Raw genomic sequence first — 21,719 nt, forward strand, 5'->3', positions numbered from 1 at the left:
CGCCCGGAACGGCTCGCGACGGAATGCGTCACATTGACGTGACCCGCATCGTCAATCTGACACGAACGGGCTATCATAGATAACGTCAGGTAGACGAAAAGGCTGTGCTGCACAGAAAGGGCTCCGGGCCCGTGACCACCACAGAACCGCTGGATGTGCTGGATGTTCAGCCCACGCCGCTCGCCCTGCTGCTGCTCGGGCGGGAGTCCGATCCCCGCAGCGAGCGCGGTGTCGACTGCCCCGGCGACCTGCCGGCCGCGTCCGACCCCGACCTGGTCGAGCGCGCCCGCGCCGCCAAGGCCAGGCTCGGCAGCAAGGTCTTCATCCTGGGCCACCACTACCAGCGCGACGAGGTCATCGAGTTCGCCGATGTGACGGGCGACTCCTTCAAACTCGCGCGCGACGCCGCCGCCCGCCCGGAAGCCGAGTACATCGTCTTCTGCGGAGTGCACTTCATGGCCGAGTCCGCGGACATCCTCACCTCCGGCGACCAGGCCGTGATCCTCCCGGACCTGGCGGCCGGCTGCTCGATGGCCGACATGGCCACCGCCGAGCAGGTCGCCGAGTGCTGGGACGTGCTGACCGAGGCGGGCGTGGCCGGGACCACCGTCCCCGTCTCCTACATGAACTCCTCCGCCGACATCAAGGCCTTCACCGGCCGGCACGGCGGCACGATCTGCACGTCCTCGAACGCCGAGCGCGCGCTGGAGTGGGCGTTCTCGCAGGGCGAGAAGGTGCTCTTCCTCCCCGACCAGCACCTGGGCCGCAACACCGCGGTACGCGACCTGGGCCTGTCGCTCGACGACTGCGTCCTCTACAACCCGCACAAGCCGAACGGCGGCCTGACCGTCCAGCAGCTGCGCGACGCCAAGATGATCCTCTGGCGCGGGCACTGCTCCGTGCACGGCCGCTTCTCGATCGAGTCGGTCGAGGACGTCCGCGCCCGGATACCCGGCGTGAACGTCCTGGTGCACCCCGAGTGCAAGCACGAGGTCGTCTCCGCCGCCGACTACGTCGGCTCGACGGAGTACATCATCAAGGCGCTGGACGCGGCCCCGGCCGGCTCGGCGTGGGCGATCGGCACCGAGCTGAACCTGGTCCGCCGGCTCGCCAAAGCGCACCCGGACAAGCAGATCGTCTTCCTCGACAAGACCGTCTGCTTCTGCTCGACGATGAACCGCATCGACCTGCCGCACCTGGTGTGGACGCTGGAGTCGCTGGCGGACGGCAAGCTCGTCAACCGCATCCAGGTGGACGAGGAGACCGAGCGGTACGCCAAGCTCGCGCTGGAGCAGATGCTCGCCCTGCCGTAAAGAGTCCTGAACGCCGAACGGGCGGGCCGGACCCTTAGGGGTTCCGGCCCGCCCGTTCGTGAGCGGTACGAGGTGTGAGGTGCGGTCGCCCGGCGTTCAGCCCGGGATGAGCCCGTCGTCGCCGAGCATCTCCCGGACCTCCGCGAGGGAGGCGTCGGGAGACGGAAGGATCAGTTCCGACGGCTCCAGGGAGGCGTCGGGAAGCGGTTCGCCCAGTTCCCGCACGGCGTCGAGCAGGGCTCCCAGCGTCTTGCGGAAGCCCTCCTCGTCACCGCTCTCGATCTCGGCGAGCAGTGCGTCGTCCAGCACATCGAGGCGGCCGAGATGGCTGTCGGCCATCTTCAGCTGCCCCTCCCCCATGATCCTGACGATCATGACGGCGCCTCCTAGTCGTTCGGCTACGGCCTGGTGGTCATCCGCGTCACTGCTTGTCCATCCGCGGCCGGTCCTCGGGCTGCTTGCCGCCCTCGATGGCCTGCTGCGAGGTGCCGCCGGCCAGTTCGGCCTTCATGCGGGCCAGCTCCAGCTCGACGTCCGTACCACCGGACAGCCGGTCCAGCTCGGCCTGGATGTCGTCCTTCTGCAGGCCGCTCTGGTCGTCGAGGGCGCCGGACGCCATCAGCTCGTCGAGGGCACCGGCCCGCGCGCGCAGCTGCTCGGTCTTGTCCTCGGCACGCTGGATCGCCATGCCGACGTCGCCCATCTCCTCGGAGATGCCGGAGAACGCCTCGCCGATCTTGGTCTGCGCCTGGGCCGCCGTGTACGTGGCCTTGATGGTCTCCTTCTTCGTGCGGAAGGCGTCCACCTTGGCCTGCAGCCGCTGCGACGCGAGGGTGAGCTTCTCCTCCTCGCCCTGCAACGTCTGGTGCTGCGTCTCCAGGTCCGTGACCTGCTGCTGCAGCGCCGCCCGGCGCGACAGCGCCTCGCGGGCCAGATCCTCGCGACCCAGCGCCAGCGCCTTGCGGCCCTGGTCCTCGTAGGTCGACGACTTCTTCTGCAGCTCGTTCAGCTGCAGCTCCAGGCGCTTGCGCGAGGTGGCGACATCGGCCACACCCCGGCGTACCTTCTGCAGCAGTTCCAGCTGCTTCTGGTACGAGTAGTCAAGCGTCTCGCGCGGGTCCTCGGCCCTGTCCAGGGCCTTGTTGGCCTTCGCGCGGAAAATAAGTCCCATCCGCTTCATGACACCGCTCATGGGCCTCGCGCGCCCCCTTCTCGGACTACAGCTCCAGCACCTCTACAGACCCCACAGTACGGGCCCTGGTTCCATTACCGCACTGTTCCCGGGCGGATGCGCTCCTCCCTAGGGACGATCACGGTTCGGTGACCTCAGGCCCAAGGAGTAGGTGAGGGCTGGGGTTACCGCCCCGGGGCACGTAACCTGGAGTCGTGTTCCGACGTCGTTCCCCAGATGAGCAGGCCTCAACCACCTCGGTGCTTGAGGACCAGCCCCGCGACCCGCAGGCTCCCAAGGGTCGCCCCACGCCCAAGCGCAACGAGGCCCAGGGCCAGCGCCGCACCCGTGCCACCGTGCCGACCGACCGCAAGGCGGCCGGCAAGCAGGCACGGGAAGCGCGCCGTGCCGAGATGGCCAAGCAGCGCGAAGCGCTGGCAGGTGGCGACGAGCGCTACCTGCCGGTCCGAGACAAGGGACCGGTGCGCAAGTTCGTCCGGGACTACGTCGACTCGCGCTACCGCGTCGCGGAGTTCTTCCTCCCGCTCGCGGTGGTCATCCTCGTGCTGAGCATGATCCAGAACACTCAGCTGCGGAACCTCTCGCTGCTGCTGTGGATGGTCGTGATCGCCCTGATCGTGGTCGACTCGGTCATCACCACGATCCTGCTGCGCAAGCAGTTGCGGAAGCGCTTCCCCGACAAGAACCTGCGCGGTGCGGTGGCGTACGCCCTGATGCGTACGCTCCAGATGCGCCGCCTGCGGCTGCCGAAGCCGATGGTCAAGCGCGGCGTGAAGCTCTGAGCACCGGCAGGTCCGGCTTCGAGGGCGGCGCCCCCGCCTGGCTGGAGGGGTTGGGCGGGCTGCGCAACGTCGTCCGCCAGGAACTGGTGGCCCGCCAGCTCGACGAGCAGATAACCGCGCGCTTCGCCGTGGGCCGCCGGCTGCGGGTCCTCGACGTCGGCCCCGGCCAGGGCACCCAGGCGCTGCGGCTGGCCCGCGCCGGGCACCAGGTCACCGGCCTGGAGTCCGACCCGGTGATGCTGGACACGCTGCGCACCGCGCTGGCCGTCGAACCGGAGGGCATACGCGAGCGGGTCGCCCTGATCGCGGGCGACGGCCGCGAGACCGGGCGGCACTTCGGGCCCGGCAGCTTCGACCTCGTGCTCTGCCACGGGGTGCTGATGTACATGTCCGAGCCCGACACGATGCTGGCGGCGCTGGCCCGGGTGCTCGCACCCGGCGGCCTGCTCTCGCTGCTCGTGCGCAACGCCGACGCGCTGGCCATGCGGCCGGGGCTACTCGGCGACTGGCCCGGCACGCTGAGCGCCTTCGGCAGCCAGACGTACACCAACCGCCTCGGCCTCGAGGTGCGCGCCGACCGCCGGGAGGCCGTGACCGCGACCCTGGGCGGGCTCGGCACCCCCGTCGACGCCTGGTACGGGGTGCGGGTCCTCACCGATGCCGCGCCGGACGACGCGGCCCTTCCAGCGGACCTCGAACCGCTGCTGGCCGCCGAGGAACAGGCGGGGCGGACAGATCCGTACCGCGCGGTGGCGGCCCTGCTGCACCTGTGCGGTGTGCGCGCCTAGGGCGCGGCATCCCCTCGTTCGTTACGGACAAAAGGGACACTCCTGTCATGAGTGGACCCATGACACGCCCCCTGGCCGCGCGACGGGCACGCCCCTGCGCCGCCGCCGTCTGCGCGGCGGCGCTGCTGGCGGGATGCACCTCCGGCTCCGGCGATCCGGACGCCTCCGCGACGGGCCGGTCCCCGACATCGTCCGCCGCATCCGCGCCCTCGTCCTCCGACCAGCTGCAGAACGAGTACCAGAGCGTCGTGAAGAACGTGCTCCCGTCCGTCGTCCAGATCACCACGGAGTCGGACCTGGGCTCCGGGATCGTCTACGACGACCAGGGCCACATCGTCACCAACGCGCACGTCGTCGGCGACGCCAGGAAGTTCACCGTCACCCTGGTCACCGGCGGGAACCCGCTGGAGGCCGTGCTGGTCTCCTCGTACCCGGCGGAGGACCTCGCGGTGATCAAGCTCAGCGCTCCCCCGAAGGACCTGAAGCCCGCGAGGTTCGCCGACTCCGCGAAGGTGGAGGTCGGCCAGATCGTGCTGGCCATGGGCAATCCGCTGGGGCTGTCCGGCAGCGTCACGCAGGGCATCGTCTCGGCTGTCGGCCGGACGGTCACCGAGGGCGCCGGCGACGGGGGCGGCACCGGGGCCACCATCGCGAACATGGTGCAGACCTCGGCCGCGATCAACCCCGGCAACAGTGGCGGCGCCCTGGTGAACCTCGACAACAAGGTCATCGGCATCCCGACGCTGGCCGCCACCGACCCCCAGATGGGCGCGGGCGCGGCACCCGGCATCGGCTTCGCCCTCCCGGCCTCGACCGTCACCGACATCGCCGACCAGATCATCAAGGACGGCAAGGTCACCGACTCCGGACGCGCCGCCCTCGGCATCACCGCACGCACCGTCGTCGGTGATGACCTGCGGCCGGCCGGCGTCGCCGTGGTCTCGGTGAGCGACGACGGAGGCGCCGCGAAGGCGGGCCTGAAGGCGGGCGACGTCATCACCAAGATCGACACGACCCCGGTCACGACGATGCAGTCCCTGACGGAGGCCCTGGCGGCCCACAAACCGGGCGACAAGGTCCAGGTGACGTACGTGCGCGACGGCAGCACGCGGACGGCGGAGGTCACGCTGGGTTCGATCTGACCGGTAGGGGCGCCCACGGTTCCGCGGGCGCCCCTACGCGCCGGAGGAGCTACTCCTCGTTGCCGTGCAGGCTCATCGGGCCGTAGATCTTGGTCTCCCCGTCGAAGAGGACGACCTGGTCCGCGCCGCCCTCCGCCAGCTCCTTCCAGAGCTCACCGATCCAGGACTCGGCGTCCCCCTGGGTCGTGAACTCCTCCGGCTCCACCGCGGGCGCAACCTCGGTGCCGTCGGCCTTCTCGAACCGCCACGTCCACGCCATGTATTTCTCCTCGGTCCTCGGTCCACAGCTGCTGCTGTCCGTCGTGTACCTGTCCCGCAGGGTAACCGCATGGCGGACCCGGCGAGCCCGCCGTACGCGGACGCGAGACGATCTGGGGGTGGAACTGACACTGCTCGGCACCGGCGGCCCCGAGGGCCTCCCCCTGCCCGACTGCCCCTGCGCCTCCTGTGCGGGCGCCGTCGGCGACCGCGGCGGCCCGCGCGCCGCGACCGCCGTCCTCGTGGACGGCGTACTGCTGCTCGACCTCACGCCCGGCCTGGCCTTCGCTGCCGCCCGCTCCGGGCACTCCCTCGGCGGCGTGCGGCAGGCACTGCTGTCGCACCCGCACGACGGGCCCGCCGTGGAGATCCCGGCCGGCCTGCCGACGCCGGGCCGCGTCCCGGACGGCCAGGAGCTGACGCTGCTGACCGGGCACCGGGTGCGCGCCGTCGCCACGGACGCGCCCGGCACCGGCTACGAGGTCGAGGGGCCGGACGGGATGCGCGCGCTCTACCTGCCGCCGGGTTGCGCGCCCGCCGGTGTCCAGGAGGCGGCGACCCCGTACGACGTCGTGCTGTTCGACGCGGTCGACCGGCCCGACGCGCTGGGCCGGCTGCGCGCCGCCGGAGCCGTGGGCCCGACCACCGACGTCGTCGCGGTGCATCTCGACCACCGCGCGCCGCCCGGCGCCGAGCTGCGGCGCCGGCTCGCCGCGCTGGGCGCGCGGGCCGTCCCGGACGGCACGACGCTGACCGCCGGCGACTACCACGACGTACCGGACGTGCCCCGCCGCACGCTGGTGCTCGGCGGTGCCCGCTCCGGCAAGTCCGCCGAGGCGGAACGCCGCCTCGGCGCGTTCTCCGACGTCCTGTACGTGGCCACCGGCGGCGCCCGTGAGGGCGACCAGGAGTGGGCCCGCCGCGTCGCCCTGCACCGCGAGCGCCGCCCGGGAACATGGGCGACGCAGGAGACCTGCGACCTGGTCCCGCTGCTCGCCGCCGACGGCCCGCCCCTGCTCATCGACTGCCTCGCCCTGTGGCTGACGTCCGCGATGGACTCCGTCGGCGCGTGGGACGACGAGCAGTGGTCGTCCTCCGGTGAGCGCGAACTGCAGGACCTCACCACCGGGTTGACGGCAGCATGGCGCGCCACCCGCCGCACCGTCGTCGCGGTGAGCAACGAGGTCGGCTCGGGAGTGGTACCGGCGACCGCGTCCGGCCGGCGGTTCCGCGACGAGCTGGGGCGGCTCAATGCCGCGGTGGCTTCCGAGTCGGAGCATGTGCTGCTGGTGGTGGCGGGCCAGGCGTTGACGCTGCGCGGCTAGGGGCTGTCCCGTCATCCCTGGTGGATCAGCGCGCGGCGTCAGATGCGGTGCATCGCACGGCGGAGGGGCGCCCGCATACCGCACGTATTCGGGCGTTCCGACAACGCGGCGAGGTGCCGTAGCTGTCGTCGGGCGCCCGCCAGGGAATGGGGCAGCCCTTAGGGCGTGTCTTCACCTAGGCATCGTCCGCCCGAAGGGCGGGGCCGACGGGGCCTGGTGTGTGCCACTGCACGGCGGAGGGTCGTCCTCGTACTGGACGTCCTTGGACGAGCCCGACAACGCAGCAGGTGTGCGGGCCAGGCGTCGCGGGCCAGGCGGGGCTTTCGCAACACCCTTGAGTGGTGGTCCGGGCGCCGGGCTCTCCGGTACAGGGGGGTGACCGTGTCGCCTCGCGTCACGGACGGCGCGGTGGTGCGAGCTTTCGGCCCGCGCGGGCTGATCGGGGCACGTCCCGCGGCGCGCTGGGCGCCTCGGGCCCGGCGGCGGCGAGCCGTGTGGGCACGCGGTTGCTGCGGGCTGGGCGAGCCCCGGTCGGCGTGGACGGTGCGCTCCGCCCTGCGGGCCCGCGCCGGGCAGCCGCACCCACCCTCGGCCGGAGGCCGGCCCGCGCCCGCCCTCCGGCCGGAAGCCGGCGGGCTCCCCGTCAACCCGGCCGGAGGCTCACCCGGTACTGTGCGGCGAATGAGCGGCCTGAATCTCGATGACTTCGGCTCCCTGGTGGAGCGTCCCGACGCCGGTGTGCGGCGTGACGCGCAAGACCGGTGGCAGCGACTGGTGAGCCCCGCAGGGGCTCTCGGCAAGCCCGCGGAGCTGGCGGAGTGGCTGTCCGCCGCTCAGGGGTGCGTTCCGGCGCGGCCGATCACCCGGCCGCGGGTGCTGCTGTTCGCCGGGGACCACGGTGTGGCGGGTCTGGGGGTGTCTGCGCACGAGGCCGGGACCGCGGTGGCGCTGGTCCGGGCGGTGCTCGACGGGGGCGCGCCCGTGAACGTGCTGGCCCGCCGGTTCGGGGCACAGGTGCGCGTGATCGACATGGCGCTGGACTGCGACCCGGCGGAACTGCCCGCCGACGTCACCGCGCACCGGGTGCGCCGCGGTTCCGGCCGGGTCGACGTGGAGGACGCCCTCACCGTCGAGGAGGCCGAAGTGGCCTTCCGCGCGGGCATGGCCATCGCGGACGAGGAGGCGGACTCCGGCACCGACCTCGTGCTGCTCGGTGACATCAGCGTCGGCGGCACCACACCCGCCGGCATCCTCGTGGCGGCGTTGTGCGGTACGGACGCCTCCGTGGTGACCGGTCGCGGCTCCGGCATCGACGACCTGGCGTGGATGCGCAAGTGCGCGGCGATCCGCGACGGGCTGCGGCGGGCCCGTCCGGTCCTGGGCGACCAGCTCGAACTGCTGGCCGCGAGCGGTGGCGCGGACTTCGCCGCCATGACCGGCTTCCTGCTGCAGGCCGCCGTGCGCAAACTGCCCGTCGTCCTCGACGGAGTCGTCAGCACGGCGTGCGCCCTGGTCGCGCAGCGCGTCGCGTTCCGGGCTCCCGACTGGTGGCTGGCAGGTCAGGCCAGTGGTGAGCCCGGCCAGGCCAAGGCCCTGGACCGGCTCTCCATCGAGCCGCTGCTCGACCACGGCGTCCGGCTCGGTCAGGGCACCGGCGCACTGCTGGCGCTGCCCCTCCTGCAGGTCGCGGCGGCGCTCGCGGCGGAGCTGCCGGACGTGTCCGGCGAGCCGGTCGTGGAACGGGCCCCCGAACCCGCCGGGGAGCCCGTCGCCGTGACGTCGGACGAGCCGCCCGCCGACCCGGTCGAGGCTCCGTAACGCCGCGTTCCGTGGCGTGAACGGGAGTTCGCCGGATCCGGCGAGCCCTTCCGTGACGAGGATCCGGACATTCCGTCATAAGATCCAAAACTATGGGAACGGGCAGCACGGCACCAGGTCGCACACCGCAGGACGGGGAGAACCGTCCGCATGTCTGGGGGCAGCGCTCGGCCGCCTACGCCGTCTGGTACCTGCGGGTCGCCGCGTTCCTGAACTTCCTCGGCGCGGTGTGGGTCTCCTTCGGTGCCGACGTCCGGCGGCACAATATCGAGGACCTCTTCACCCCGTACCTGCTGACCGCGGGCTTCACCACGGGTGTCTTCGCGCTCTTCTTCGCCATCACCATGCGGCGGCGCAAGCGGGCCGCGTGGGTGCTCAACCTCGTGCTGAGCGGGTTGTTCCTGCTGGTCCTGGCGCTGTCCATGGCCTCGTACGACGAATACCGGAGCCACGTACAGAACTGGATCACCCTGGGGCTGACCGGCTCCTTCGTCGGCGCCCTGCTGGTCGGCCACCACGAGTTCCGGGCCAAGGGCGACCGCTCCAATCCCCTGCACGCGTTCCTGGTCGCCGTCGGCGGCCTCATCGTGGGCTCGCTGATCAGCGCGCTGCTGGTCACCACGACCAACAGGGAGCACGGCTCGGGCTTCTGGGCCTGCTTCCGCTACGCGATCAAGCGCATGATCGCGCTCGACCCGAATGACGACAATTTCGCGAACATCTCAACGCCCGGGTGGGTGGATGTCGTCATCAACGTCATGAGTGCGTTGCTCTTCCTGCTCGTGTTGTACGTGGCGTTCCGCTCGCCGCGCGGCCGGGCGCTGCTCGGCCCGGATGACGAGGCCCGGCTGCGCGGGCTCCTGGACCGCCACGGCGACCGGGACTCGCTCGGCTACTTCGCGCTGCGCCGCGACAAGAGCGTCATCTGGTCACCGAGCGGGAAGTCCGCGATCGCGTACCGCGTCGTCGGGGAGGTGTCGCTGGCGTCCGGCGACCCGATCGGCGACCCCGAGGCGTGGCCCGGCGCGATCGACGCCTGGCTCGCCGAGGCCCGTGAGCACGCCTGGGTGCCCGCGGTGATGGGCGCGAGCGAGGAAGCGGGCGTGATCTATGCCCGGCACGGCCTGGACGCCCTGGAGATCGGGGACGAAGCGATCGTCGAGACCGACGAGTTCACCCTGGACGGCCGCGCGATGCGCACCGTCCGGCAGGCGTACAACCGCGTCAAGCGGACCGGGTACACCGTCCGGATACGCCGCCATGACGACATCCCCGCCGAGGAGATGGACGCGATCCTGGAGCACGCCGACGCCTGGCGCGACGGCGAGACCGAGCGCGGCTTCTCGATGGCGCTCGGCCGGCTCGGCGACCCCGCCGACGGGCGCTGCGTGATGGTCGAGTGCCAGGACGGCGCGGGCGTGCCGCGGGCGGTGCTCAGTTTCGTCCCGTGGGGCCCGCGGGGGCTGTCGCTGGATCTGATGCGCCGGGACCGCGAGTCCGACAACGGGCTGATCGAGTTCATGGTCATCGAGCTGATCCAGCGCGCCGACGAGGTGGGCGTGCGGCAGATCTCGCTGAACTTCGCGATGTTCCGCTCGGTGTTCGAGCGCGGCTCGAAGCTCGGCGCCGGGCCGGTACTGCGCTTCTGGCGCTCCCTGCTGACGTTCTTCTCCCGCTGGTGGCAGATCGAGTCCCTGTACCGGGCCAACGCCAAGTACCGGCCCATCTGGGAGCCGCGCTACCTGCTGTTCGGCAAGAGCAGCGAGCTGCCGCGGATCGGTATCGCCAGCGCCCGCGCCGAGGGCTTCCTCGAAGCGCCGCGGCTGCCGTCCCCGCTGCGCAGACGTGATCGAGAGCGGACCGCCGTCCGGTGAGCCCGTTCCTCAAGCGGTTCCGCGATTTCGCATACGTCGAATGGGGCGGAATATACCGAGATGTCAGTTTTGAGCTGCGGACGAAGAAGCTGCGCGCGGTTCCCATGACGCTGGGCGCGTGCGCGTTGATCCTGGCCCTGCAGGTGATCCAGCACTCGGGGAACACCGGCACGGCGTGGGTCAACCGGGTCGGCGGCGTCTACGCGACGCTCCCGTGGTGGAAGGCGCTGCTGCGCACTCCACTGTCGCTCTTCGTCCCCGACCCGTCCCTGCCGGTGTGGGGGTTGATCGCCCAGGTCGTCTTCATGTTCGGCATCGCCGAGATGACGGTCGGCAAGCGGCACACCCTCGGCATCGGACTCCTCGCGACGCTCGCGGGCACGTCCTTCGCCCGCTACTCGCTCGCGGTCGGCCCCGACGGCTTCCTCGGGCTCCCGGTCTCCACCCTGGTCGTGCGCGACACGGGCCCCTCGGCGGCGGTCGTCGCCCTCGGCGTGTACGTGGCCTGCCGGTACCGGGCGTGGTGGACGGGCGGCGCGCTGATCCTCGCGATGCTCGTCGAGGTCGTCTTCATCGTGAACCTCGCGGGCTTCGAGCATCTGACGGCGATCGTGGCGACGCTCCTGCTGTGCGGCCTCGAGGGGCACTTGCGACGGCGCCGGGAGGCGGCGCTGCGGCCGGAACCGGCGCGGCGGACACCGGGGTAGCCTCACGCGGTGACCGACTCCGACCCCAGCTCCGGCAAGCCCGCTGCCATGGACGCCCTCCGCTTCGCGTTCGGCACCCTCACCGCGCTGCCGGTGACCGTCACCCGCTGGGACCGGCCCGCCGCGCGCGGCGGGATGCTGTGCGCGCCGGTCGTGGGCGCGGTGGTGGGCCTGTGCGCCGCCGCGGTCGGCGGCGTGCTGCTGCTCCTGGACGCCTCCCCGCTGCTCGCCGCCGTCGCGACCGCCGCCGTGCCGGCCGCCCTGACCCGAGGCCTGCACCTGGACGGCCTGGCCGACACCGCCGACGGGCTCGGCAGTGCCAGACCCGCCGCGGACGCCCTGCGGATCATGAAGCAGTCCGACATCGGACCCTTCGGCGTCCTGACGCTGCTCTTCGTGGTCCTCACCCAGGTCGCCTGCCTGGCGGCCCTCTACGCCGACAGCTGGTCCCACGGCGCCGCCGCGGCCGCCGTCTCCGCCGTCGTGGCCCGTACCGCCATGACGCTCGCCTGCCGCGACGGCGTCCCCCCGGCCCGCCCGGACGGCCTGGGCGCGGCCGTGGCCGGCGCCGTCCCGCTGCGCACGGCGGCCCTCGCCACCGCGGCCACCGTCGCCGTGGCGGCAGCGGCCGGAGCCCTCCTCGGCGCAGGCCCCACCCTCCACTTCGCCCTGGCCGCCCTCCTGGCCCTGGCCGCGGCCGAACTCCTCCTGCGCCACTGCCGCGCCCGCTTCGGAGGCATCACGGGCGACGTCTTCGGCGCCCTCGCCGAAACGGCGGCCACGACGGCCCTGGTGGCGCTCGCGCTGGGCTGACGCGCGGCGCTCGCGCTGGGCTGACGCGCGGCGCTCGCGCTGGGCTGACGCGCCAGGGTGCGCGGATTGCCCGGCGCACATCGGCGTATACACACTGGGTGCCAACCATCTATATGGGAGGCGTCATGTCCAAGCTGCTCCTCGAAGTCGACGACGACGCTCTCGCCAAGGCCGCCGAACTGCTCGGCACCTCGACCAAGAAGGACACGGTCAACACCGCTCTCCAGGAGATCGTCAAGCACCGCAGCCGCGCGATAGCGCTGGCCGAGCTGCGGGAGATGGGCGCCCAGGGCGACTTCGACATCCTTCTCGACAAGGGGAACTTCCGCAGGTGACGGCGGTCTCCTACCTCGCCGACACCTCGGCCGCCGCCCGGCTCCTGATCAGCGACACGTTCGACGACCAGTGGGGACCCGCACTCGGCGGCGGGCTCATCGCCCTGTGCGACCTCACCGAGCTGGAGATCCTCTACTCCGCCCGGTCGCGCTCCGACCGCGAGGCGAAGCAGGAACGCCTGCACGCGATCTTCAACTGGGCCCCCACGCCGGACAATATCTTCCAACGCGCCCGCGAGGTCCAGGAACTCCTGACGGGTCACGGCGAGCACCGCTCGGCCGGTCCCGTGGACCTCGCCGTGGCGGCAGTGGCGGAACTCTCGAACCTGACGCTGCTGCATGACGACGCGGACTTCGAAACCATCGCCAAGCACACGCGCCAACGCACACGTTGGCTCGCCGAACCAGGCACGGCCTGAATGCGGTCTCCCCTTCCCCCGCGCCCACTCCGGCGCCGGCGAGTCTGACCGAAAACGGGCACCCCTGTTCCCTTCCCGAGCCCGCAGGATGGGGCAAAGCACGACTATGGGGCTACGGGGGGAACGGGGGGAACGGGCTATGCAACATCTGGCATGTCCTGAGGGCCGGTGGGAGGTGGCGACGGCGCTGCCGCACGCGCGGCTGCGGCCGGGGGTCCAGCGGTACCGGGGGTTCCGGCTCGACCTGGATCTGCCGCGGCAGCGGCTGGAGGTTCCGGACGGCGTGGTGACGCTGCTGTTCTCCTTCGACCACGAACTGCGGGTGACGGAGGCCGCGACGCCGTCGGCCACCGGCAGCTCCCACCGCTCGATGCTCGTCGGCCTGCGCACGAGCACGGGGTTGGGGCGGCACAGCGGCCGGCTCAACGGACTGGAGGTCATCCTCTCCCCGTGGAAGGCGTATGCACTGTTCGGGATCCCGATGCACGAACTGGCCGACACGATCGCCGACCCCATCGACCTGCTCGGCCCCCGCTGCCGCGATCTCGCCGACGCCCTCGCCTGCGCCCCTGGCTGGGCGCAGCGCTTCGAGCTGTTGGACGCCGCCTTCCTGCGCTGGTCCGTGGACGCCGTCCCCGCCTCGGACCGCGTCCGGTACGCCTGGCGGGAGCTCGCCAGGACCTCCGGGGCCCTGCCCATCGGTCAACTCGTCGCCGACACGGGCTTGAGCTGGCGCCAGTTGGAGCACCGCTTCCGCACGGAGATCGGCCTGACGCCGAAGGGCGCGGCGCGCGTCATGCGGCTGCGCAAGGTGCTGCGGCTGATGGCGGAGAACCGGGCGGCGGCGGGCATCGCCGCCGAGTGCGGGTTCAGCGACCAGGCGCACCTGAGCCGCGAGTTCAAGGCGATGATCGGCCGCACCCCCCGGCAGTTCCTGCAGGCCCGCGCCCTGGACTTCGCGGGCCCGCCCACCGTCGACCGGGTGGACGGCCAGGTCACCAGCGTGGTCCTGACCTGACGGCTGCGGATTTCTTCAAGACAGGGCGCGGGACGCGCTGCAAGCCTGCCGAGGTGTACGACATCAGCACGGCCCCGTCCGCCCCGGCGGCACTACGGCGCTACCAGGAACTGCTCGCGGACCAGAACCGTTTGATCGCCGAGCAGAATGTCCTGCTGGAACGTATCCAGGCCTTCACCGCCATGGCCGCCGCACCGTCACCGACCGCCGTCACCCGCCGCGACCCACCCGTACCGCCCCCGACGCTGGTGCAGCGCCACATCCTGCTGCTGCTCGCGGACGGCACCAAGGACAGCGCGATCGCCCGCCGGCTGGCTGTAGCGCAGCTCGATGTACATGCTCCCGTTGTACGCGGTCTTCTTGGTCACGGCGTTGCTCGTACTGCACGCCGCGGGCGCGTTGGCCGCCGCGTTCGCGGCGGGGGCGAGGGTGACGACACCCGCCACGACGATGGCGGCGCTTCCGATTCCTGCGGCGATCCGGCGCTTCAGCGAAGACATCTGCGATTTCCTTCCATCACCTGCTGGGACCCCTCAATCCCAGCAGCGGAAGTCCCTCCGGACGAGGGCGAACAGGACATGTGTCCTCTACCGGTCACTTCGCCGCCAGCTCGAACCACATGAGCTTGCCGGAGAGCCCGAAGGGTTCCTCCCCGAGCGCGTATCCGCCGCACCGGTCCGAGAACAGGTCCAGCAGGAAGAGCCCCCGCCCGCCGTCCGCGTCCGGATCCGGCGCCAGCACCGACGGCAGCTCGGGATTGCTGTCCCGGACCGTCACCCGTAGCCGGCGCGGCGCCCAGTTGAGCCGCAACGAGGCGTGCCCCTGCGCGTAGCGGTAGGCGTTCGTCGCCAACTCGGAGGTCAGCAGGGCTGCTGTGTCGACCAGTTCGCGTAAACCCCCAACGTTGAGATCCGGGTGATCTCCTTCGACGCCGGTGGCTTTCCCGCCCCGGATCAGTCGATCCTCTACGCCGGGACAGTCGTCCAGGAGCTCGACACCGTGCAGCTCGATACAGCCGATGGCGCGGAATTCATCGACGCTCCGAACCAGTTGGTGAACTACCGTCGGCGCCTGGACCTGATGGACCAGGCCGCCTTGTCTCCGGCGGCGTCCCGGGACTTCATCAGCCGCATCGCCCACGATCTGTGAAAGGCATCCAGTGACCCATTGGCAGAAGTCGTCCTTCAGCGGCGAGGGTGGCAACAACTGCATAGAGCTGGCCACCGTCGGCCCCCGCGTAGCCCTGCGCGAAAGTACGGCACCGGAGGTGATCGTCACCGCGTCTCCCGCCCGCTTGCGGGCCTTCCTCGACGCGGTCAAGGCCGGGACCCTCGACCTGCCGCGCCAACCCTAGGCGCCCCCCACCGCATAGCGGTATCGCCCACCATCTGTGAAAGGCATCCAGTGACCCATTGGCTGAAGTCATCCTTCAGCGGCGAAGGTGGCAGCAACCGCATACAGCTCGCCACCGTGGGCACCCGCCTAGCCCTACGCGTAAGCACGGACCCCGGGGCGATCGTGACGACCACCCCCGCCCGCCTGGGGGCGTTCCTCGCGGAGGTCAAGGCGACAGCCGACGACGCGCCGCGTCAGGCGTAGGCTCGACCGCGGCGCAAGCGGCGCAACCCTGGCGTGCCGCCCCGCGGGCGTGGCGGAATACGATGCCGGGGGCGCGGCCGGCCCACCCCTTGGCCGACACAACTCGACGGAACAGGACCACCCTCACCGTGACTGCACTGACACTCAGCACTTCCTCCGGCGCAGCGTTGCGCGCGGATGCCGTCGTCATCGGCGTGACCAAGGGTGCCAAGGGCCCCGAGGTCGCCGCCGGGGCCGAGGCCGTGGACGCCGCGTTCGACGGCAAGCTCGCCGCGACGCTGGAACTCCTCGGCGCCTCCGGCGGCGAGGGCGAGGTGACGAAGCTGCCCGCTCCGTCCGGCGTGAAGTCGGCGGTGGTGCTCGCTGTGGGTCTGGGTGAGACGCCCGCCGACGGCGCCGGTTACGACGCCGAGGCGCTGCGCAGGGCGGCCGGGGCCGCGGCGCGTGCGCTGAGCGGGACGAAGAAGGCGGCCTTCGCGCTGCCCGCCGAGGACGCGGCGGGCGTGGAGGCGGTGGCGACCGGCGCACTGCTGGGCGCGTACGCCTACTCGGCGTACCGGGTGGACAGCGCCTCCGGCAAGGGTCCGCTGGGCGAGGTCGCCCTCGTGGGCGCCAAGCCGCGCGACAAGGCGCACAAGGCCGCGGCCGAGCGGGCGACCGCGGTGGCCGAGGAGGTCAACCGGGCGCGTGACCTGATCAACATGCCGCCGAACGACCTGAACCCGAAGGCCTTCGCCGCCGCGGTCCAGGCCGCCGGCAAGGAGCACGGCCTCAAGGTCGAGGTGCTCGACGAGAAGGCACTGGTCAAGGGCGGTTTCGGCGGCATCATGGGCGTCGGCCGGGGCTCGGCCACCCCGCCGCGACTGGTGAAGGTGGCGTACACCCACCCCAAGGCGAAGAAGACCGTCGCGCTCGTCGGCAAGGGCATCACGTACGACTCGGGCGGCATCTCCCTGAAGCCCCCGGGCCACAACGAGACCATGAAGTGCGACATGGCCGGCGCGGCCGCCGTGTTCGCGACCGTCGTGGCGGCCGCCAAGCTGGGCGTGCAGGTCAACGTGACCGGCTGGCTCGCGCTGGCGGAGAACATGCCGGGCGGTAACGCGACGCGTCCCGGTGACGTGCTGAAGATGTACTCGGGCAAGACCGTCGAGGTGCTCAACACCGACGCCGAGGGCCGGCTGGTCCTGGCGGACGCGCTGGCGCGCGCCTCCGAGGAGAACCCGGACGCGATCGTGGACGTGGCGACGCTGACCGGCGCGATGGTGCTGGCGCTCGGCACGCGGACGTTCGCGATCATGTCGAACGACGACGGCTTCCGTACCGCGCTGCACGAGACGGCGACGGAGTCGGGCGAGCAGGCGTGGCCGATGCCGATGCCGCCGGAGCTGCTCAAGGCGATGGACTCGCCGGTCGCGGACATCGCGAACATGGGCGAGCGGATGGGCGGCGGCCTGGTGGCCGGTCTGTTCCTGCAGGAGTTCGTGGGCGAGGGCATCACCTGGGCGCACCTGGACATCGCGGGCCCGGCGTTCCACGAGGGCGCCCCGTTCGGCTACACCCCCAAGGGCGGCACCGGCAGCGCGGTCCGCACCCTGGTCCGGCTGGTCGAGAAGGCCGCCACCGGCGGCGTTCTCTAGCCGGCGGACGACGGGCTCACGACCGGCGTCTTCCGGCCGGATTCCCGTCACCGTTTGTGCGCGCGGACGGCCCCGGGCTAGCACGCCCGGGGCCGTCCGCGCGACCGGGCAGGTGTTCGCCCTGAGCGAGATTCCGGCGCCCGGAGTGCCCCTTACGGGCCAGTAGCCTCCCAGGATGGGGCTTAAGTCCGTCTCAGACGACGGCCCGGTGACCCGCCCACCGCGAACAAGTGCGAAGATGTTGGTCGGCACGACAGGGCCCAGTTTTCAATTTTTCAGACATAGCGGCCGAATTAACAGCCGCCGCCCGGTCACCACAGACCGGCTCCGGCGTACCCATGCATGGAGGACGTGACGTGGCGAACGACGCCAGCACCGTTTTCGACCTAGTGATCCTCGGCGGCGGCAGTGGCGGTTACGCCGCGGCGCTGCGCGCGGCGCAGCTGGGCCTGGACGTCGCCCTGATCGAGAAGAACAAGCTCGGTGGCACGTGTCTGCACAACGGCTGCATCCCCACAAAGGCTCTGCTGCACGCGGGCGAGATCGCCGACCAGGCTCGTGAGAGCGAGCAGTTCGGTGTCAAGACCACCTTCGATGGCATCGACATGGCAGGTGTCCACAAGTACAAGGACGACGTGATCGCGGGCCTGTACAAGGGTCTGCAGGGGCTGGTCGCCAGCCGCAAGATCACTTACGTCGCGGGTGAGGGCCGGGTGTCCTCCCCCACCACTGTCGATGTGAACGGCGAGCGCTACACCGGCCGCCACCTCCTGCTGGCGACCGGCTCCGTGCCGAAGTCGCTGCCGGGCCTGAACATCGACGGCGACCGCATCATCTCCTCGGACCACGCGCTGGTCCTGGACCGCGTCCCGAAGTCCGCGATCGTGCTGGGCGGCGGCGTCATCGGCGTCGAGTTCGCCTCCGCGTGGAAGTCGTTCGGCTCGGACATCACGATCGTCGAGGGCCTGCCGCACCTGGCCCCGCTCGAGGACGAGAACAGCTCCAAGCTGCTGGAGCGCGCGTTCCGCAAGCGCGGCATCAAGTTCAACCTCGGCACGTTCTTCCAGAAGGCCGAGTACACGGCGGACGGCGTCAAGGTCACCCTCGCCGACGGCAAGGAGTTCGAGGCCGAGCTGCTGCTCGTCGCCGTCGGCCGCGGCCCGGTCTCGCAGGGCCTGGGTTACGAGGAGGCCGGCGTCGCGATGGACCGCGGCTACGTCCTCGTCGACGAGTACATGCAGACCAACGTGCCCACGATCTCGGCCGTCGGTGACCTCGTCCCGACCCTCCAGCTCGCGCACGTCGGCTTCGCCGAGGGCATCCTGGTAGCTGAGCGGCTGGCCGGTCTCAAGGCCGTGCCGATCGACTACGACGGCGTTCCGCGCGTCACGTACTGCCACCCGGAGGTCGCCTCCGTCGGTATCACCGAGGCGAAGGCCAAGGAGCTGTACGGCGCCGACAAGGTCGTCACCCTGAAGTACAACCTCGCGGGCAACGGCAAGAGCAAGATCCTCAAGACCGCGGGCGAGATCAAGCTCGTCCAGGTCAGGGATGGTGCCGTCGTCGGTGTCCACATGGTCGGTGACCGTATGGGCGAGCAGGTCGGCGAAGCCCAGCTGATCTACAACTGGGAAGCGCTGCCGGCCGAGGTGGCCCAGCTCATCCACGCGCACCCGACCCAGAGCGAGGCGCTCGGCGAGGCCCACCTGGCCCTCGCGGGCAAGCCGCTGCACTCGCACGACTAAGCCCCTCAGCACGCACCCATCCGCACAGATCGTTAGGAGCAACCGCAACATGGCGGTTTCCGTAACCCTTCCGGCGCTCGGCGAGAGCGTGACCGAGGGCACCGTCACCCGTTGGCTCAAGGCCGAGGGTGAACGCGTCGAGGCAGACGAGCCGCTGCTCGAGGTGTCGACCGACAAGGTCGACACCGAGATCCCGTCGCCCGCCTCCGGCATTCTGGCCTCCATCAAGGTGGCCGAGGACGAGACCGTCGAGGTCGGCGCCGAGCTGGCCATCATCGACGACGGCTCGGGCGCGCCCGCCGCCGAGGCTCCGGCCCAGGCCCCCGCCGAGGTCCCCTCCACCGAGGCGTCCACCCCGGCCGAGGCCCCCGCGCCGGCCCCGGTCGCCGAGGCTCCCGCCGCCGAAGCCCCCGCCGCTTCCTCGGGTTCCGCGGGTTCTTCCGAGGGAACCCCGGTCCTGCTGCCCGCACTGGGCGAGTCGGTCACCGAGGGCACCGTCACCCGTTGGCTCAAGGCGGTCGGCGAGACCGTCGAGGCCGACGAGCCGCTGCTCGAGGTCTCCACCGACAAGGTCGACACCGAGATCCCGGCCCCGACCGGTGGTGTCCTCCTGGAGATCCTCATCAACGAGGACGAGACCGCCGAGGTCGGCACCAAGCTCGCGATCATCGGCGTCGCGGGTGCCGCTCCGGCCGCTGCCCCGGCTCCCGCCGCTCCGGCTCCGGCCGCCGCACCGGCACCGGCACCGGCACCTGCTCCGGCCCCCGCGCCTGCTCCGGCACCCGCCCCGGCTCCGGCCGCCCCGGCCCCGCGAGGCCCAGGCACCGGCTCCGGCCGCGCCCGCCGCCCCGGCTCCGGCACCCGCCGCTCCCGCCCAGGCCCCGGCCGCCGCTCCGGCGCCGGCCACCTCGGGTGACGACGGCGCCTACGTGACCCCGCTGGTCCGTAAGCTCGCCTCCGAGAACGGCGTGGACCTGTCCTCGGTCAAGGGCACCGGCGTCGGTGGCCGTATCCGCAAGCAGGACGTCATCGCCGCCGCGGAGGCCGCCAAGGCCGCCGCCGCGAGCGCCGCCGCCCCGGCCGCCGCGTCCGCGCCGAAGGCCGCCCTCGTGGCGTCCCCGCTGCGCGGCCAGACGGTCAAGATGACCCGCATGCGCAAGGTCATCGGCGACAACATGATGAAGGCGCTGCACAGCCAGGCGCAGCTCACCAGCGTGGTCGAGGTGGACATCACCAAGATCATGCAGATGCGCAACAAGGCCAAGGACGCATTCGCGCAGCGCGAGGGCGTCAAGCTCTCGCCGATGCCGTTCTTCGTCAAGGCCGCGGCCCAGGCGCTGAAGGCCCACCCGGTCGTCAACGCCCGGATCAACGAGGACGAGGGCACCATCACCTACTTCGACTCCGAGAACATCGGTATCGCGGTGGACTCCGAGAAGGGTCTGATGACTCCGGTCATCAAGGGTGCGGGCGACCTCAACATCGCGGGCATCTCCAAGCGGACCGCGGAGCTGGCCGGCAAGGTACGGGCGAGCAAGATCAGCCCGGACGAGCTGTCCGGCGCCACCTTCACGATCAGCAACACCGGCTCGCGCGGTGCGCTGTTCGACACGGTGATCGTGCCCCCGAACCAGGCCGCCATCCTGGGCATCGGCGCGACCGTCAAGCGTCCGGTGGTCATCGAGACCGCCGAGGGCACCGTCATCGGCGTCCGCGACATGACGTACCTGGCGCTCTCCTACGACCACCGCCTGGTGGACGGTGCCGACGCGGCCCGTTACCTGACGGCCGTCAAGGAGATCCTGGAAGCGGCCGAGTTCGAGACCGAGATCGGTCTCTAGGACCGCTACCGCGTCCTCGACGCGAGGGCCATCGCAGTGCGACGCCCCCGACCCGGCACCACGGGCCGGGGGCGTCGGCGTACCGGTCCGTTCCCGACACGGGAGGCACCATGCGCGCGGCGCGGCTGATCCACCTCGTACTGCTGCTCCAGAACCGCGGCTCGATGCGGGCCGCCGAGCTGGCGGAGGCCCTGGAGGTCTCCGAACGCACCGTCGCCCGGGACGTGCTGGCCCTGTCCGAAGCGGGGGTGCCGGTCTACGCCGAACGCGGCAGGGCCGGCGGCTACCGGCTCGTCGGCGGGTACCGCACGCGCCTGACGGGGCTGGGACGGAACGAGGCGGAGGCGTTGTTCCTCTCCGGGGTCCCGGGCGCGCTGCGCGACATGGGCCTGGCGGACACCGGCTCCGCGGCCCGACTCAAGGTCACGGCGGCCCTGCTCCCCGAGCTGCGGGACGCCTCCCGCTCCGCCGCCCAGCGCTTCCACCTGGACGCGCCCGGCTGGTACCAGGAGCCGCAGACACCCCCGCTGCTCCCCGCACTCGCCGACGCCGTCTGGGACGACCGCGTCGTCGGCGCCCGCTACCGGCGCGGCGAGCGGGAGGTGCGGCGGGAGCTGGAACCGTACGGCCTGGTCCTGAAGGGCGGGATCTGGTATCTGGCGGCCCGTACGGCGGGGCAGTACCGGGTCTACCGGGTCGACCGCTTCACCGCCGTGGAACCGGTGGCGGCGGCCACCGGTGCCTCGGGCGGGCACTTCGAGCGGGATCCCGACTTCGACCTGCCCGGCTTCTGGGCCCGGCGGTCCGCCGAGTTCGCCCGCGCGATCCTGCGCGACGAGGTCGTCGTACGGCTCACGGAAGCCGGTGCCCGGCGACTGCCCGCCGTGGTCGACCGGGCCGCCGCGCAGGCGGCGCTGGAGGCGGCCGAACCGCCCGACGGGCGGACCGGCGTCACCGTCACCCTCCCCGTCGAGTCACTCGACGTCGCCTACACCCAGCTGCTCGCGCTCGGCCCCGAGGCCGAGGTCCTCGCGCCGGACGCGCTGCGCGAGCGCTTCGCGGAGGCGGCCGGGGCGATGGCGGCACGGTACGCGGAGCGCGCTCCGTAAG

At 71.6% G+C, this 21,719-nt stretch carries 23 protein-coding genes and 1 pseudogene; 19 read left to right on the top strand and 5 right to left on the bottom strand.

Annotation, left to right across the window (positions count from 1 at the left end; all coding sequences use genetic code 11):
• Positions 1 to 131: 131 nt before the first annotated feature.
• Positions 132 to 1,313 carry a quinolinate synthase NadA gene (gene nadA, locus M2266_RS09780; RefSeq protein WP_277437820.1) on the top strand — a complete coding sequence of 394 codons (1,182 nt, stop codon included), beginning with the start codon at positions 132 to 134 and terminating at the stop codon, positions 1,311 to 1,313.
• A 96-nt stretch (positions 1,314 to 1,409) separates the two neighbouring features.
• On the opposite strand, the gene M2266_RS09785 is transcribed toward nadA, so the two are convergent.
• Positions 1,410 to 1,688, bottom strand: coding sequence for a hypothetical protein (locus M2266_RS09785; RefSeq protein ID WP_277437821.1), 279 nt, complete (start codon positions 1,686 to 1,688; stop codon positions 1,410 to 1,412).
• A 46-nt stretch (positions 1,689 to 1,734) separates the two neighbouring features.
• Positions 1,735 to 2,505: a PspA/IM30 family protein gene (locus M2266_RS09790; protein ID WP_269272807.1), complete on the bottom strand. Its 771-nt coding sequence runs from the start codon at positions 2,503 to 2,505 to the stop codon at positions 1,735 to 1,737.
• Between the two features lie 194 nt (positions 2,506 to 2,699).
• On the opposite strand from M2266_RS09790, the gene M2266_RS09795 reads away from it, so the two are divergent.
• From M2266_RS09795 to M2266_RS09805, 3 genes are read left to right on the top strand one after another with little or no spacing between them, the layout of a single operon-like run.
• Positions 2,700 to 3,287 carry a DUF3043 domain-containing protein gene (locus tag M2266_RS09795; protein WP_277437822.1) on the top strand — a complete coding sequence of 196 codons (588 nt, stop codon included), beginning with the start codon at positions 2,700 to 2,702 and terminating at the stop codon, positions 3,285 to 3,287.
• A 50-nt stretch (positions 3,288 to 3,337) separates the two neighbouring features.
• Positions 3,338 to 4,075: a methyltransferase domain-containing protein gene (locus M2266_RS09800; RefSeq protein ID WP_277437823.1), complete on the top strand. Its 738-nt coding sequence runs from the start codon at positions 3,338 to 3,340 to the stop codon at positions 4,073 to 4,075.
• A 59-nt stretch (positions 4,076 to 4,134) separates the two neighbouring features.
• Positions 4,135 to 5,217, top strand: coding sequence for a trypsin-like peptidase domain-containing protein (locus tag M2266_RS09805; protein ID WP_277437824.1), 1,083 nt, complete (start codon positions 4,135 to 4,137; stop codon positions 5,215 to 5,217).
• A gap of 49 nt (positions 5,218 to 5,266) precedes the next feature.
• Here the strand turns inward: M2266_RS09805 and M2266_RS09810 are convergent, their stop codons facing one another.
• Entirely contained in the window at positions 5,267 to 5,476 is a 210-nt protein-coding gene (locus tag M2266_RS09810) for a hypothetical protein (protein ID WP_277437825.1), read from the bottom strand.
• A gap of 118 nt (positions 5,477 to 5,594) precedes the next feature.
• Between M2266_RS09810 and M2266_RS09815 the strand changes: the two genes are divergently transcribed.
• The 8 genes from M2266_RS09815 to M2266_RS09850 all read left to right on the top strand — a co-directional run bounded on the left by M2266_RS09815 (position 5,595) and on the right by M2266_RS09850 (position 13,784).
• Positions 5,595 to 6,800 carry a bifunctional adenosylcobinamide kinase/adenosylcobinamide-phosphate guanylyltransferase gene (locus M2266_RS09815; RefSeq protein ID WP_277437826.1) on the top strand — a complete coding sequence of 402 codons (1,206 nt, stop codon included), beginning with the start codon at positions 5,595 to 5,597 and terminating at the stop codon, positions 6,798 to 6,800.
• Positions 6,801 to 7,481: 681 nt separating this feature from the next.
• The gene (cobT, locus tag M2266_RS09820; RefSeq protein ID WP_277437827.1) at positions 7,482 to 8,618 is read left to right on the top strand and encodes a nicotinate-nucleotide--dimethylbenzimidazole phosphoribosyltransferase; all 1,137 of its coding nucleotides are present in this window, start codon (positions 7,482 to 7,484) and stop codon (positions 8,616 to 8,618) included.
• A gap of 92 nt (positions 8,619 to 8,710) precedes the next feature.
• On the top strand, positions 8,711 to 10,492 hold the full coding sequence (locus M2266_RS09825) for a phosphatidylglycerol lysyltransferase domain-containing protein (RefSeq protein ID WP_277437828.1): 1,782 nt from the start codon (positions 8,711 to 8,713) through the stop codon (positions 10,490 to 10,492).
• A complete protein-coding gene (locus M2266_RS09830; RefSeq protein WP_277437829.1) occupies positions 10,489 to 11,199 on the top strand; it encodes a hypothetical protein in 711 nt (236 codons plus the stop codon). Before M2266_RS09825 ends, M2266_RS09830 begins: the two co-directional genes overlap by 4 nt.
• A 48-nt stretch (positions 11,200 to 11,247) precedes the next feature.
• Positions 11,248 to 12,012 (top strand): adenosylcobinamide-GDP ribazoletransferase, encoded by a 765-nt coding sequence (locus M2266_RS09835; RefSeq protein ID WP_277441135.1) that lies wholly within the window; start codon positions 11,248 to 11,250, stop codon positions 12,010 to 12,012.
• Positions 12,013 to 12,137: 125 nt separating this feature from the next.
• Positions 12,138 to 12,347 (top strand): type II toxin-antitoxin system VapB family antitoxin, encoded by a 210-nt coding sequence (locus M2266_RS09840; protein WP_277437830.1) that lies wholly within the window; start codon positions 12,138 to 12,140, stop codon positions 12,345 to 12,347.
• Positions 12,344 to 12,766, top strand: a complete 423-nt coding sequence (locus tag M2266_RS09845; protein ID WP_277437831.1) for a PIN domain nuclease — start codon at positions 12,344 to 12,346, stop codon at positions 12,764 to 12,766. Before M2266_RS09840 ends, M2266_RS09845 begins: the two co-directional genes overlap by 4 nt.
• A gap of 139 nt (positions 12,767 to 12,905) precedes the next feature.
• The gene (locus tag M2266_RS09850; RefSeq protein WP_277437832.1) at positions 12,906 to 13,784 is read left to right on the top strand and encodes a helix-turn-helix domain-containing protein; all 879 of its coding nucleotides are present in this window, start codon (positions 12,906 to 12,908) and stop codon (positions 13,782 to 13,784) included.
• A gap of 197 nt (positions 13,785 to 13,981) precedes the next feature.
• On the opposite strand, the gene M2266_RS09855 is transcribed toward M2266_RS09850, so the two are convergent.
• Positions 13,982 to 14,284, bottom strand: a complete 303-nt coding sequence (locus tag M2266_RS09855) for a hypothetical protein (protein ID WP_277437833.1) — start codon at positions 14,282 to 14,284, stop codon at positions 13,982 to 13,984.
• Positions 14,285 to 14,378: 94 nt separating this feature from the next.
• Positions 14,379 to 14,804 carry an ATP-binding protein gene (locus M2266_RS09860; protein ID WP_277441136.1) on the bottom strand — a complete coding sequence of 142 codons (426 nt, stop codon included), beginning with the start codon at positions 14,802 to 14,804 and terminating at the stop codon, positions 14,379 to 14,381.
• On the opposite strand from M2266_RS09860, the gene M2266_RS09865 reads away from it, so the two are divergent.
• The 7 genes and pseudogenes from M2266_RS09865 to M2266_RS09895 all read left to right on the top strand — a co-directional run bounded on the left by M2266_RS09865 (position 14,694) and on the right by M2266_RS09895 (position 21,718).
• The gene (locus M2266_RS09865) at positions 14,694 to 14,933 is read left to right on the top strand and encodes a Scr1 family TA system antitoxin-like transcriptional regulator (protein WP_277441137.1); all 240 of its coding nucleotides are present in this window, start codon (positions 14,694 to 14,696) and stop codon (positions 14,931 to 14,933) included. The two genes, M2266_RS09860 and M2266_RS09865, sit on opposite strands and share 111 nt — an antisense overlap.
• 10 nt (positions 14,934 to 14,943) lie before the next feature.
• Positions 14,944 to 15,138, top strand: coding sequence for a DUF397 domain-containing protein (locus M2266_RS09870; RefSeq protein ID WP_277437834.1), 195 nt, complete (start codon positions 14,944 to 14,946; stop codon positions 15,136 to 15,138).
• Between the two features lie 50 nt (positions 15,139 to 15,188).
• Positions 15,189 to 15,383: a DUF397 domain-containing protein gene (locus M2266_RS09875; protein WP_277437835.1), complete on the top strand. Its 195-nt coding sequence runs from the start codon at positions 15,189 to 15,191 to the stop codon at positions 15,381 to 15,383.
• 128 nt (positions 15,384 to 15,511) lie between these two features.
• Positions 15,512 to 17,023: a leucyl aminopeptidase gene (locus tag M2266_RS09880; RefSeq protein ID WP_277437836.1), complete on the top strand. Its 1,512-nt coding sequence runs from the start codon at positions 15,512 to 15,514 to the stop codon at positions 17,021 to 17,023.
• 356 nt (positions 17,024 to 17,379) lie between these two features.
• Positions 17,380 to 18,768 carry a dihydrolipoyl dehydrogenase gene (gene lpdA / locus M2266_RS09885; protein WP_277437837.1) on the top strand — a complete coding sequence of 463 codons (1,389 nt, stop codon included), beginning with the start codon at positions 17,380 to 17,382 and terminating at the stop codon, positions 18,766 to 18,768.
• 49 nt (positions 18,769 to 18,817) lie between these two features.
• Positions 18,818 to 20,609, top strand: a pseudogene (sucB, locus tag M2266_RS09890) (2-oxoglutarate dehydrogenase, E2 component, dihydrolipoamide succinyltransferase).
• Between the two features lie 110 nt (positions 20,610 to 20,719).
• Complete coding sequence (locus M2266_RS09895; RefSeq protein ID WP_277437838.1) at positions 20,720 to 21,718, top strand: WYL domain-containing protein; 999 nt, start codon at positions 20,720 to 20,722, stop codon at positions 21,716 to 21,718.
• Position 21,719 lies beyond the last annotated feature (1 nt).

This window comes from Streptomyces sp. SPB162 (assembly GCF_029504575.1).
Classification (GTDB): Bacteria; Actinomycetota; Actinomycetes; order Streptomycetales; family Streptomycetaceae; genus Actinacidiphila.